The 13171-nt window shown below is 67.0% G+C and carries 13 protein-coding genes; 8 read left to right on the forward strand and 5 right to left on the reverse strand.

The genetic code is table 11. The features are described 5' to 3' along the window. The first annotated feature begins 99 nt into the window (after nt 1-99). From PFY01_RS12020 to alr, 4 genes are all read left to right on the forward strand, one after another. Entirely contained in the window at nt 100-465 is a 366-nt protein-coding gene (locus PFY01_RS12020; RefSeq protein WP_271041439.1) for a hypothetical protein, read from the forward strand. Beyond that, complete coding sequence (locus tag PFY01_RS12025; protein ID WP_271041440.1) at nt 456-932, forward strand: hypothetical protein; 477 nt, start codon at nt 456-458, stop codon at nt 930-932. Before PFY01_RS12020 ends, PFY01_RS12025 begins: the two co-directional genes overlap by 10 nt. 111 nt (nt 933-1043) lie before the next feature. Then, nucleotides 1044-2534 carry a replicative DNA helicase gene (locus PFY01_RS12030; protein WP_055808408.1) on the forward strand — a complete coding sequence of 497 codons (1491 nt, stop codon included), beginning with the start codon at nt 1044-1046 and terminating at the stop codon, nt 2532-2534. 38 nt (nt 2535-2572) lie between these two features. Beyond that, entirely contained in the window at nt 2573-3619 is a 1047-nt protein-coding gene (gene alr, locus PFY01_RS12035; RefSeq protein WP_271041441.1) for an alanine racemase, read from the forward strand. Here the strand turns inward: alr and PFY01_RS12040 are convergent. After that, nucleotides 3613-4260 (reverse strand): Yip1 family protein, encoded by a 648-nt coding sequence (locus PFY01_RS12040; protein WP_271041442.1) that lies wholly within the window; start codon nt 4258-4260, stop codon nt 3613-3615. The two genes, alr and PFY01_RS12040, sit on opposite strands and share 7 nt — an antisense overlap. 172 nt (nt 4261-4432) lie before the next feature. Between PFY01_RS12040 and radA the strand changes: the two genes are divergently transcribed. Genes radA through PFY01_RS12060 form a run of 4 tightly spaced genes read left to right on the forward strand, consistent with a single transcriptional unit; the run spans nt 4433 to nt 8772 of the window. Then, nucleotides 4433-5803 (forward strand): DNA repair protein RadA, encoded by a 1371-nt coding sequence (gene radA / locus PFY01_RS12045; protein WP_055754949.1) that lies wholly within the window; start codon nt 4433-4435, stop codon nt 5801-5803. A gap of 31 nt (nt 5804-5834) precedes the next feature. After that, a complete protein-coding gene (locus tag PFY01_RS12050) occupies nt 5835-6431 on the forward strand; it encodes a CvpA family protein (RefSeq protein WP_271041443.1) in 597 nt (198 codons plus the stop codon). 26 nt (nt 6432-6457) lie between these two features. Continuing rightward, nucleotides 6458-7963 (forward strand): amidophosphoribosyltransferase, encoded by a 1506-nt coding sequence (purF, locus tag PFY01_RS12055; protein WP_271041444.1) that lies wholly within the window; start codon nt 6458-6460, stop codon nt 7961-7963. Between the two features lie 56 nt (nt 7964-8019). Further along, complete coding sequence (locus PFY01_RS12060) at nt 8020-8772, forward strand: SDR family NAD(P)-dependent oxidoreductase (protein ID WP_271041445.1); 753 nt, start codon at nt 8020-8022, stop codon at nt 8770-8772. On the opposite strand, the gene PFY01_RS12065 is transcribed toward PFY01_RS12060, so the two are convergent. The 4 genes from PFY01_RS12065 to PFY01_RS12080 are packed head-to-tail and all read right to left on the reverse strand — an operon-like array spanning nt 8769 to nt 13119. Continuing rightward, on the reverse strand, nt 8769-9254 hold the full coding sequence (locus tag PFY01_RS12065; RefSeq protein WP_271041446.1) for an NUDIX hydrolase: 486 nt from the start codon (nt 9252-9254) through the stop codon (nt 8769-8771). The genes PFY01_RS12060 and PFY01_RS12065 overlap by 4 nt on opposite strands. 4 nt (nt 9255-9258) lie before the next feature. Then, entirely contained in the window at nt 9259-10878 is a 1620-nt protein-coding gene (der, locus tag PFY01_RS12070) for a ribosome biogenesis GTPase Der (RefSeq protein WP_199060368.1), read from the reverse strand. A 31-nt stretch (nt 10879-10909) separates the two neighbouring features. Then, entirely contained in the window at nt 10910-12292 is a 1383-nt protein-coding gene (locus PFY01_RS12075; RefSeq protein ID WP_088582173.1) for a PQQ-binding-like beta-propeller repeat protein, read from the reverse strand. 26 nt (nt 12293-12318) lie between these two features. Next, on the reverse strand, nt 12319-13119 hold the full coding sequence (locus PFY01_RS12080) for a tetratricopeptide repeat protein (RefSeq protein WP_271041447.1): 801 nt from the start codon (nt 13117-13119) through the stop codon (nt 12319-12321). Nucleotides 13120-13171: the final 52 nt, after the last annotated feature.

The raw sequence follows: 13171 nt of genomic DNA on the forward strand, positions 1-13171 counted from the left end.
ATTACGAAACCTTCAGCTTGGCCGTTCTCCGCGCCCCAGTTGCGACACATATCGCCGTTCAATCTAGGCGCAGCCAAAGGGGGCTTTGGAGGGGACCAGATGAAGACCAGATCGATCGCAGCCGGCGTCCTGGCGCTGTCGCTTTTCGCCGGCGCAGCCAACGCCATGACGGTTCAGGAATTCCTGACCACCGCCAATGCGATCCCTCAGAACCCGACCGCGCTGTTGCGCTCGGACACCCGTCGCCTGATGGCCGAGTTCCGCACCGCCGTTCGCACCGTGCGCGCCGAACAGACCCAGGCCAAGGCGGCCGGCCGTCAGCCCGCGACCTGCATGCCGGACAAGGTCGGCTTTTCGCCCAACGCCATCCTGAGCCGTTTCAACGCCGTCCCGCAAAGCCGTCGCAACATCAGCGTGACCCAGGCCGTCCGCGAATGGATGGCGCACGACTATCCGTGCGCCTGATCGCCGATGATCTGACCCTATCGGGCATCGGCCGCTCATTTGCGATATTCGCAGGCGGCAGCCTGCTGTTGATCAGCGGGGTTGTCGGGCTTGGCCTATTGGCTCCGGGCGACGGCGTCGTTCCCGACGCAATGGATCGCCTTTCCCCGTTCGTCCTGGCGGCGATGGGTTTTGCCGTAATGGCCGTCGAGGCGGCCGTCTTCACGCTGCTTCCGGCCGAACTTTCTAGGCGGTTCTTCAAATCAGTCTGGCCCGGCCTGGCGCTCGGCGGCGGCACCTATATCGTCGGCATCCATTGGGACAACGGCTGGCTGGGATTGGCGACATCCGCTTGGATCTGGATAGTCGTGACGACGGCGTATCTGTTGGATCGGCCGGGATCCTTTTTTCACGCCAGCGTTCAAGCCGTCGGGCTGAAGTGGGTCTTCTGGAGCTTTGCGCTGACCAGTCTTGTGTCGGCCTCCTGACGCGAGCCCATTGAGGAATTCCGGTTCGTCCCCAAGGCGGCGCGATCTGTCCACGGTCCAGGCGGCGTCCGCGTCTGACGCAAGGGCGTGAGAGGGCTAAAGCGTTAATCGATGAACGCCTTCGCCCCCATGCCCTTCTCGTCGTCTCCGCTGGACTCCGGCGGCGTCACTTCGATGCCGCACAATCTGGAGGCCGAGCAGGCGCTGCTGGGCTCGCTGATGTTCGACAACGCCGTGTTCGAGCGGTTGAACGACCGGCTGCGCGGCTCGCACTTCTACGAACCCTTCCACCAGCGGCTGTTCGACGCGATCGAGGACCATATCCGCCAAGGCTTGCTGGCCGAGCCCACCATTCTGATGGAACGGTTCAAGCAGGATCCGGCGTTCCAGGAGTTTGGCGGCCTGCGCTATCTCGCCGACCTGGTCGACCGCGCGCCGCCCGCCGCCAATGCGCCAGACTACGCCCGCGTCGTTTATGACCTGGCGCTGCGCCGCGACCTGATCCGCATCGGCGGCGACATGATCAAGGAGGCGCCCAATCCGGAGACGCCCGCCGACGAGCAGATCGAACAGGCCGAACAGACCCTGTATTCGCTGGCTGAGACGGGCAAGCCCTCGTCCGGCTTCGTCAGCTTCTCCAACGCCTTGTCCGGCGCCGTTCAGATGGCGGCCGAAGCGTATCAGCGCGAAGGCAAGCTGGCCGGCCTCGCCACCGGCTTGAACGATCTGGACCGCAAACTGGGCGGCCTGCACCCGTCCGACCTGCTGATCCTCGCCGGCCGTCCGTCGATGGGCAAGACGGCGCTCGCGACCAACATGGCCTTCAACGTAGCGCGCGCCTATCAGTGGGAGCCGACGCCAGAGGGCCGCAAGACGGTCAACGGCGGCGTCGTCGCCTTCTATTCGCTGGAAATGAGCGCCGAACAGCTGGCGATGCGTATTCTGGCCGACGCATCCGGCGTGTCGTCGGATAAGCTGCGCAAGGGCGAGATCGACGCTGCCGACTTCGGAAAGTTGCGCGACGCCGCGGTCGAGATCGGCGAAAGCCCCCTCTACATCGACGCCACCGGCGGCCTGTCCATCTCTAAGCTCGCGGCCCGCGCGCGCCGTCTGAAGCGCATGGAACATGGGCTGGACCTGATCATCGTCGACTATCTGCAGCTGGTTACGACCGGCAACAGCGGCGGCCAGAAGAACCGCGTGCAGGAGGTGTCCGAAATCACCGGCGGGCTGAAAGCCCTGGCCAAGGAGTTGTCGGTGCCGATCATCGCCTTGTCGCAGCTGTCGCGTCAGGTGGAACAGCGCGACGACAAACGCCCGCAACTGTCGGACCTTCGTGAATCCGGCTCGATCGAGCAGGACGCCGACTGCGTGATGTTCGTCTATCGCGAGAGCTACTACTTGGGCCGCGCCGAGCCGCGCGAGGGGACCGAGGAACACCTGCAATGGCAGCAGGACATGGACCGCCTGCAAGGCCAAGCCGAGGTCGTAATCGGCAAGCAGCGTCACGGCCCCATCGGCATCGTCAAACTCGCCTTCGACGCCGACACCGTCCGCTTCGGCAACCTGGCGCACGGCTATGAGGAAGTCAGCTACGAGTAGCCTCTTCCATCGGCGCGGTGTTGGCGCATAAGGACGCCATGACCGCATCGACCCCCGCCGTCCTCTCCGTCGATCTGAACGCCCTGGCGCGCAACTATCACACGCTGGAGGCCGTCAGCGGCCAGCCGGTGCATCCGGTGGTCAAGGCGGACGGCTATGGACTGGGCGCGCAGGCCGTGGCGACGCGGCTGATGGCCGAGGGGGCGCGGACCTTCTTCGTAGCGCGAGCGGCGGAGGGCGTGCGACTGCGGGCGGCCTTGGGCGCCGACGGTCCGGTGATCTATGTGCTCGACGGCTGTCACGGCGACGATGCGGCGATGCTCAAGGCGTCGGACCTGCGGCCCGTGCTGAACCATCCGGCGCAGATCCAGGCCTGGAGGGCGGCGGGCGGCGGGACCTGCGGCCTGCAGATTGACACTGGCATGAACCGGTTGGGTATTCGGCCCGAGGACGCGCCCGAGGCGTTCGACGGCCTGGCTCTGGTCCTGACCCACCTCGCCTGCGCCGACGAACCGGCCAATCCGATGAACCGGCGCCAGCGTGACGCCTTTGCGGGCGTGCTGGATCGCTATCCGGGCGTGGTCCGGTCGTTCGCCAACTCTAGCGGCTGTTTCCTGGGCCCGGACTTCGCCTTCGACACGGTGCGCCCCGGCATCTGTCTTTACGGCGGCGGCCCAGAGGGGCGTCCCGATCCCCGCATCGCGCCGGTGGCCACGCTGACGGCCGAGGTGCTTCAGGTCCGCCACGTGCCGGCGGGCGAGAGCGTCGGCTATTCGCGTGGCTACATCGCCGAACGCCCGATCAAGGTCGCCACCGTGGCGGCCGGCTATGCGGATGGTTTGCTGCGCGCCTACTCGCCCGAGGGCGTCGTCTGGATCGCCAACGAGACCCGGCCGCTGCTGGGTCGGGTCTCGATGGATGTCTGCGCGGTGGACATCACCGGCCTGGATGTCGCGGTCGGCGATCCGGTCGAACTCTTCGGCCCGAACCGCCTGTTGGACGACGCCGCGGCCGCAGCGGGGACCATCAGCTATGAGCTGCTGACCTCGATCACCCCCCGCGTGCCGCGCGTCTATTCTCAGTAGCCGGCGCCCATTCCGGCGAGACCGGCCATGCCGACCGATGCGGCGACGAAGCTCATCGAAATGGCTCCAACGATCGCCGAGATGATGAAATACATCACGACGCCGGCGATCACCGTCACGATGAAATAGCCGACCTTCTTGTCTTCCGGCACCTTCATCAGGATCGGCAGGCCGACGAACAGCAGATAGAAGCTGTAGAGGCCCAGGATGGCCAGAATGCCCAGCATCGGGATCAGGCCGAAGACGCCCGCCAGCCAGGCGCCGGTCCAGGAATAGACGGCCAGCTTCATGGCCTGAACCTTGTTGGCCGTCCCGCCGAAGTTCGGCGCCAGCGCATTGATGATCAGTCCCAGGAGAAAGACCCCCAGCAAGGACATGCCGTAGCTGACGAGCGCCACGACGATCGCGCCGACGATCGACAGCTTCATGCCCATGATCGGCATCAACTGCCCGCCGAGCAGTGAACAGACCGGGCCGATCGCCGCCAGGATCATCGCATAGCGGGTGAACAGGCTTTTGGTCGTGGCGAACTCGCCGTCGATCTTGAGCCATTCAGACTTGGGTTGCAGCAGTATGCCCTTGACCCGCGCGACAAGGGCCGGATCGACAGCGGGTTGGGAGTGGGTCGTCGGATCGGTCATGACAGGCCTCGGCGAGAGAAGATGGGCGGATGTTGACGTTGCGTCGCTTCAAGAAGCAAGGGTGTGCGACACATTCTCAATACTTCAATATGGCAAAGGTTGCGCCTGCGACCGAAACTGTCGTGAGCCGACGCCATGTCCGGCGCGACCTTTCGATCTGCTAAGGAAGCCCATGGCTCGCGATTCCGCCCTCTACGTCTGTCAGTCCTGCGGCTCGGTTCACAGCAAGTGGTCGGGCCAGTGCGGCTCCTGCGGCCAGTGGAACACCCTTAGCGAAGAGAGCCGCTCGGCCCCGCCGGGCGCGATCAAGCCGTCGGCGGCGGCTTCGGCCCGTACGCGCGGCATTCAATTCGAAACCCTTCAGTCCGACACGCCAGAGCCGCCGCGCATCACGACGGGCGTGGCCGAGTTCGACCGGGTCTGCGGCGGCGGCGTGGTGCCCGGCTCGGCCATCCTGCTCAGCGGCGACCCCGGCGTCGGCAAGTCTACCCTGTTGCTGGAGGTCGCAGCCAAGGCGGCGCTGCGCGGATCGCGCGTGGCCTATATCTCGGGCGAAGAAGCCGTCGAGCAGATCCGCGCCCGCGCCAAGCGGATGGGTCTGGCGGACGCGCCGGTCAATCTGGCGGCGGCGACGGCGCTGCGTGAAATTCTGGGCACGCTGAAGCGCGAACAGTTCGACATCGTCATCGTCGATTCGATCCAGACCCTGTGGTCCGACGTCCATGAAAGCGGCCCCGGCTCGATCACCCAGGTCCGCGCCTGCGCCGGCGAGATGGTGCGTCTGGCCAAGTCGCAGGGCGTCGCGGTGGTCCTTGTCGGCCACGTCACCAAGGACGGCCAGGTCGCCGGCCCTCGCGTGGTCGAACACCTTGTCGACGCCGTCATGACCTTCGAGGGCGAGCGCGGCTATCCGTTCCGCATCCTGCGCGCCGGCAAGAACCGCTTCGGCGCCACCGACGAGATCGGCGTGTTCGAAATGGGCGACGCCGGCCTGCGCGAAGTCGCCAATCCCTCCGCTCTTTTCCTCGGCGAGGGCAAGGAGCGCGCGCCGGGCGCCGCCGTCTTCGCCGGGATCGAAGGTTCGCGTCCCGTCCTGGTCGAGATGCAGGCCCTGGTGTCAAAGTCCGCCTATGGCACCCCGCGCCGCGCCGTGATCGGCTGGGAGACGGGACGTCTGGCCATGGTGCTGGCCGTGCTGGAGGCCCGCTGCGGCTTCGGCTTTGGCGATCAGGACGTCTATCTGAATGTCGCCGGGGGCCTACGCATCAATGAACCGGCGGCCGACCTCGCGGCGGCGGCGGCGCTGATCAGCTCGGCGACCGGCGTGTCCCTGCCCCAGGGCTGCGTCGTCTTCGGCGAAATCGGCCTGTCGGGCGAGGTCCGCAGCGTCGGCCGCGCCGAGGCCCGGCTGCGTGAAGCGCAGAAACTGGGTTTCGATCAAGTTCTGAGCCCGACTTTGACCGCCAAGACCAAGGGGGTGAAGGTGACATCCGTCACGCGCCTGACGGATGTGGTCGAACGAATCTCGCAGAACCGCTATTAGACCCTCGTAGCAACCGCAGGATCCCGCACGCGTGACCGGATACGACGTCTTCGCCATCGTGGTGATCCTGTTTTCCGTCGCCGCCGGCTGGGTGCGCGGCGGGGTGCGCGAGGTCATCACCCTGCTCAGCGCGACCCTGGCGGCCCTTGTCGCCCTGATCGCCCTGCCCTGGACCGCCGGCGTCACGCGCGCCTTCGTCGATCCCGAGTGGGCCGGGTCGATCCTGGCCGCCGTCCTGACCTTCTTCGTCGTCTATTTCGGCCTGCGCCTAATCGGCTCGATGATGTCCAAGAGCGCCAAGGACCATCCGCATCTCGGCGTCATCGACCGCATCTTCGGCCTGTTCATCGGCGGCATTCGTGCGCTGGTCCTGATCGGCGCGGTGCATCTGGTCATCGTCGCAGCCCTGCCGGGCGAGCGCACGCCGCTCTGGCTCGGGAGAGCGGCCCTCTATCCGGTCAGCGCCATGGGCGCGCGGATGATCCAGATCGTCCTGCCCAGCATCGGGCGCGGCGCCGACGCCATCACGCCTGTCGTGGATTCGTCCGTACGCCGGGGCTTTTCGGACGACGAAGCCTTGCCCCCGACGCAATCAGAGCCTAACTCGCGCCGCGAAGCCGCCCCTTAAGTTTCCCCGGTCATCGGAGCCCCACGATGCGCCACCATATCGCCGATCCCGTCGTTCACCGCGAGCACTGGCGCGAGCCGGAGGATGACCAGCTCCGTCTGGAATGCGGCGTCTGCGGCGTCTGGGGCGCGGACGAAGACGAAGGCTCTTCCGTCGTCGCCCTGGGTCTTCACGCCCTTCAGCATCGCGGCCAGGAAGCCTGCGGCATCGCCAGCGTCAAGAACGAGCGCTTCTACACCGAACGGCACCAGGGCCTGGTGGGCGAGGCCTTCGGCGGCGCCGACCTGATGACGCGGATGCCCGGCCGCGCGGCCGTGGGCCACACCCGCTACTCCACCGCCGGCGGCAGCTTCCTGCGCAACATCCAGCCGATGTTCGCCGATCTGGACCAGGGCGGCATCGCCATCGCCCACAACGGCAACCTGACCAACTTCAAATTCCTGCACGCCCAGCTGGTCAGCGAAGGCGCCATCTTCCAGTCGACCTCGGATTCCGAAGTCATCCTCCACCTGATCGCGCGCAGCCGCAAAGCCAAGATCGTCGATCGCTTCACCGACGCCCTGGCCCGGATCGAGGGCGGTTACGCCCTGGTGGCCCAAACCCGCACCAAGATGATCGGCGCGCGCGACCCCCTGGGCATCCGCCCGCTGGTGCTGGGCCAGTTGGGCGACGGCTGGGTTCTGGCGTCCGAGACCTGCGCCCTGGACATGATGGGCGCCACCTTCGTGCGCGATGTCGAACACGGCGAGATCGTCGTCATCGACGACAGCGGCCTGCGCTCGCTCAAGCCCTTCCCCGCCCGCGCGGCGCGTCCCTGCCTGTTCGAATATGTCTATTTCTCACGCCCGGATTCGGTCGTGAACGGCCGCCCCGTCTATGAGGTCCGCAAGGAAATGGGTCGAGGCCTCGCCCGCGAACTGGGCGTCGAGGCCGACATCGTCGTGCCTGTGCCCGATTCCGGCGTACCCGCCGCCCTCGGCTACGCCCAGGAAAGCGGCATTCCCTACGAAATGGGCATCATCCGCAGCCACTATCTGGGCCGCACCTTCATCCAGCCCAGCCAGGGCGCCCGTCAAAAGGGCGTGCGCATGAAGCACAGCCCCAACAAGTCGGCCTTGGCCGGCAAGCGCGTCGTGCTGATCGACGATTCCATCGTGCGCGGCACCACCTCGCTGAAGCTGGTTCGCGCCGTCCGCGCCGCTGGCGCGACCGAGGTCCACCTGCGCTCGGCTAGCCCGCAAATCCTGTTCCCCGACTTCTACGGCATCGACATGCCCGAGCGCGCCCAACTGCTGGCCGCCAACAAGACCCTGGAAGAGATGCGCGACATGCTGGAAGTTGATTCGCTCGGCTTCCTGTCCATCGACGGCCTCTATCGCGCCATGGGCGAGACCGGCCGCAACCCCGCTGCCCCGCAGTTCACCGACCACTATTTCACCGGCGACTACCCCACCCGCCTTTTGGATCGCGAGATCGAGGAAGGCGGACGCGAGTTCGGCGCCAAACAGCTGTCCTTGCTGGTCAGCGCCTAGGGCGAAACCTGAGCGCGGGCCTTGGCTTGAGGGTCAAGGCCGCGCTATCAGCGGCCATGTCCGAACTTCCCCTGAACGACCGTATCGCCCTCGTCGTCGGAGCCTCGCGCGGCATCGGTTATGAGAGCGCCCTGGCCCTGGCCAAGGCCGGCGCCCACGTCATCGCGACGGCGCGCACCCAAGGCGGTCTGGAAGAGCTGGACGACGCCATCTTCGCCGCCACCGGCCGCCATGCGACCCTGATTCCGTTCGATCTGGTGGACGGCGGGGCCATCGACCGGCTGGGCGGCGCCATCTTCGAACGGTTCAAGAAGCTGGACATCTGGGTCCATTGCGCCGCCACCATGGGCCCCTCGGGCCTGACGCCGGTGTCACACGCCGACCCGCGCGAGTTCGCCAAGGTCGAGAAAACCAACTTCACCGCCGTCTATCGCCTGATCCGCTCGCTCGAGCCTCTGTTGCGCGCCTCCGACGCCGGCCGCGCCATCCACTTCACCACCAGCGTCGCCAGCGCGCCCAAGGCCTTCTGGGGCATGTACGCCGCGACCAAGGCGGGCGCCGAGGCCTTGGTGAAGGCCTGGGCCGACGAGATCGAGAGCACGCCCGTCCGCGTCAGCATCGTCGATCCCGGCCGCATGCGCACCGCCATGCGCGCCCAGGCCTATCCGGGCGAAGACCCGTCCGTCCTGCCCCACCCGTCCGAAATCGGCCCTCTGGTCGTCGAACTGTCGAACGGTGCCGCTAGGCCTCCGCTGACCATCAAGTTCCGCGACTGGACCACCGGCCCCTCGGTCGACGCCTTGATCTAACGATCGCCGATCAGCGGCAGGCGGAGCGAAGTCAGAATTTCCGCTAGTTCCGCCGGCCAGATCGTCTCCTTGGATTGGCGGATGTCGTCGAGGCTCCACCAGCGGTGTTCGGTCAGAACCCGCTGCTCCTCGTCCGTCCAGCCCTTGGGCGACAGGACGAAGTCGTCGGTGCGCAGCAGGAAGAATCTCTGATCCACATCCGCCATTCGACCGTCAGGCAGGCGGAAGCTGACGCGGACCTGGGCGACCTGCGGGCCGGGGTCTTCGACGACCAGGCCCGTCTCTTCGAACAGTTCGCGGCGCGCGGCGTCCTCGAAGGTCTCGCCAGTTTCGCACCCGCCGCCGGGCGTCGCCCAGAAGGCTGTGCCGGCGAGCGGTCCTTCGGAAAACACGAGGTGAAACAGCAGCACCCGCTCCTGCCCGTCCAGGATCAGCCAACGCGAGGTGGGCCGGGCGGGAAGCGCGCTCTCGGCCTCGCTCACGCCGTCACTTCTTGGCGCCGCCCTTTTGGCCCGTGCGGATCCGGCCCGAACGCGACACCTGGCGGGCGCCGCCACGCGCGCCCTTCTGAACCGCCACGGACGAACCGGCCTTCTTCGACGCGCTGGATTTCAGCCCGCCCAGAACCTTGGGCTGGGCCTTGCGGGTCTTCTTCTGCTCCAGCGCCTTGCCGGGCAGTTTGGACAGGGCCTCTTCCTTCTCGGCCTTCTTGACGCGGCGCGGCGCGGTCTTGGCGTCGCCCTTGTAGCGTTCGGGCCCGGACTTGGCGCCGCCCTCGGCATAGGGGTTCACGCCGCTGGACTTGACGTTCAGTCGGATCGGCGTGCCCGGCAGGTCGAAACTCTCGCGGATCGAGTTGACCAGATAGCGTTTGTAATGTTCCGGCATCGACTCGGCGCGGTTGGCCATAAGCACGAAGGTCGGCGGGCGGGCCTTGGTCTGGGCGATGTATTTCGGCTTGATCCGCTTGCCGTCCACGGCGGGGGGCGGGTGACGCTGGGTGGCCATGGACAGCCAGGTGTTCAGGTCCTTGGTCTTCACCTTGACCGACCAGGTGTCATAGGCCTGAAGCACCGCCGGCATCAGCCGTTCGACGCCGCGTCCGCTGTGCGACGACAGGGCCACGAAGGGCGAACCCTTCAGCTGCGGCAGCTTGTCCTCGGCCATGCCCTTCAGCTTGGCCATGCGGGACTGGGGCTCGTCCTCCAGATCCCACTTCGACGCGACATAGACCAGGGCACGGCCCTCGCGCTCGACCAGATCGGCCAGTTGCAGGTCCTGGGTGTCGAAGGCGTCGTCTTTGTCCATCATCAGGATGACGACTTCGGCGAAGGTGATGGCCCGGATGGTGTCGGCGACCGACAGCTTCTCCAGCTTCTCCTGCACCCGCGCCTTGCGACGCATGCCGGCCGTATCGACCAGGCGGATGTTCTTGCCCTCGAACTGCCAGTCGACCGAGATGGAGTCGCGGGTGATGCCCGCTTCCGGCCCGGTCAACAACCGGTCGTCGCCGATCAAACGATTGATCAGCGTGGACTTGCCCGCATTGGGCCGGCCGATGACGGCGATGCGGATCGGCTTATCCGGCTCGTCGATCTCCTCGACGAAGATGTCCTGCGAGGCCGCGACGATGGCGGCGTACAGATCGGCCATCCCCTCGCCATGCTCGGCCGAGATGGCGACGGGTTCGCCGAAGCCCAGGGCGTGCGCCTCGCCCACGCCGCCGCCGCTTTCGCGGCTCTCGGACTTGTTGGCCAACAGGATGATCGGCTTGTGCACTCGGCGCAGGCGCTCGGCGAATATCCGGTCCAGCGACGTCACGCCCTCGCGGGCGTCCATCATGAACATGACCAGTTCGGCGTCGTCCAGTGCGGCCTCGGTCTGCTCGCGCATCCGGGCTTCCAGGCTGTCGTCGGTGACGTCTTCGTATCCCGCCGTGTCGATCAGCGTCAGATCCATGTCGCCGATGTTGCCGTCGGCGTATCGCCGGTCGCGGGTCACGCCGGGGCGATCGTCGACGAGCGCCAGGCGCTTGCCGACGAGGCGGTTGAACAGTGTCGATTTGCCCACATTGGGGCGGCCGACGATGGCGACCTTCAGAGCCATGTCGGCCTTCTAGCTTAGTTTGGGCTGAAAATCAGCGGATACAGATCAGTTGGCCGTTGTCGGTCAGCACATACAGCGCGCCGTTATAGGCGGCGGGCGCGATATAGGCCGGCGCGCCCAGCTTCAGCGTCGTCTGCGCCACGCCGGTCTTCGGATCGAAGGCGACGGCTTCGCCGAACGAGTTGACCATCACCAGACGGTTGGAGGCCAGCAGCGGTCCCGACCATTGCGGGCGGATGGTGCGACGGCCGAAGGTCAGGAAACCGCCCTCGCGGCGCTCGCGGCCCTCGTTCAGTTCGCGCGTCCAGTAGATCTGGCCCGTGTCACGGTTGGCCGTGATCAGCTGACCCGACTTGGACACCACGAAGACAGCGTCTCCGACCGGCAGGGGCGCGTTCACGCCCGTCACCGGCAGTTGCCACTTGGGCTGGCCCGAACGCAGGTCCAGCGCCGACATCACGCCCGAGTGGCTGACGCCATAGACCATGCCGCGGCTGATGACCGGACGGCCCGCCACATCGCGGACTTCCGACAGGGCGCTGGTGCGGCTGGTGCGCGACAGCGTCTCTTCCCACACCGCCTGGCCGTTCAGGGCGCTCAGCGCGACCAGCTGGCCCGAGGCGAACGGGGCCACGACGGTCGTGCCGCTGACGGCGGGGCTGGAGGCGCGCATGACGCGCGCCGGCTCGGCGATGCCGCGATAGGTCCAGTCCTGGGCGCCGGTGTTGGCGTCAAAGGCGAACAGCTGGCTGTCCACGTCCACGACGAAGACCCGGTTGCCCGAGACGGTCGGGGCGCCGTGAATCGGGGCGTCCACCTGCTGGGTCCAGACCACCGCGCCGGTATTGGCGTCCAGCGCCGTCATCGAGCGATAGCCCGACGAGACGAAGACCTTGCCGCCGCCGACGGCGACGCCGCCGCCGAAGCCGCCGTTGCGGTCACGATCGGCGTTCTTGACGTTGGCCTTCCACAGGATCGCGCCGGTGTCGGCCGAAACCGCCGAAACGGTCGATTCGCCGTCCAGCACGAAGATCTTGCCGTCGGCGGCCACGATCGGGGCCATGACGTTGCCGACGTGGGCCGATCCCGAACCGACGCCCCGCTTCCAGGCGATCTGGAAGTTCGGCGCCGCGATGACATGCTCGACCAGATTCTCGGACGTGCCGCCCGGCTGCGTCCAGGCCGTCACGGCCTGCGGACCCGGCAGGAAGAAGTCGCGGCCCGACAGGGCGGCCGATGGCGACAGGCTCTGTTCGAACTCCAGCACCGAGATGCGCTGGCCGGCCGAGGCGGTCGCGCCGGCGTCTTCCTTGCCGCCGCCCAGACCGAACGGCAGGTTGCGGCGCACGGTGCCGCAGGACGCCATCGTTGCGGCGACGCCGCAGATCAGCGCGACTTTCAGAACTCGGTTCATCGGGGGCGTCCTGTAAGGGCTCGTCACTATTGGGCGGCCGGCGCGGCGGCGGGAGCAGCTTGGGCCGGAGCAGCCTGAGCCGGAGCAGCCTGGGCGGCCGAGGGCGTCATCGCGTTCGCAGCACCGGCGGCCGGCGGCGTCGCCTTGGCGGCGGCGTCGACGATGGGCTTGATGGCGGCTGCGGTGCCGGCGTCGATGGATTCCACGGCGATCTGGGCGCGCTGACGGATCGAGTCCGGCACGTCCTGACCCAGTTGCAGCAGCACGAAGGCCTCACGTGCTTCCTTGGTCTTGCCGTGTTGCAGGCGCGCCAGGGCCAGGGCTTCCTGGGCAAAGGCGTGCAGGGGGCGCTTGTCTTCGGCCAGCGGCGTCAGGCGCTTTTCGATCTCGGCCAGCGGCGCGGTATCCATGACCAGGAAGGCGGCTTTCAGGGCGGGCGGGTCCGACAGGATCGGATCGCTGGACGCCTTGGCGGCTTCGTCGAACAGGCGGACAGCTTCGGGGAACTTGTTGGCGCTGACGGCCAGGCCGGCCTGCTGCTGCAGGGCCAGGACCTTGTAGGCGCCGTTGCCTTCCTTGATGGCTTCCTCGAAGGCGGCGCGGGCGTCCATCGGCTTGTCGGCGCGCAGGGCCTCCATGCCGCGATCATAGGCCTCGGCGGCCTTGGCGGCCTTGTTGGAGTTCAGGCTGTCCCAGCCCCACCAGCCCAGGGCGCCGATCAGGGCGACGACCAGCACCACGCCGAAAACGGGCAGCCAGGTCTTGGCCAGGCGCTTCAACTTGTCGGAGCGAAGCTCCTCCTCGACCTGCTCGAAGACATCAACCACTGAAACGTCGCCCCAAAATCGCGAAATGCAAACCGGCGCGGACCCTAGAAGG

This window comes from Brevundimonas vesicularis (assembly GCF_027886425.1).
In the GTDB taxonomy this organism is placed as follows: Bacteria; Pseudomonadota; Alphaproteobacteria; order Caulobacterales; family Caulobacteraceae; genus Brevundimonas; species Brevundimonas vesicularis_C.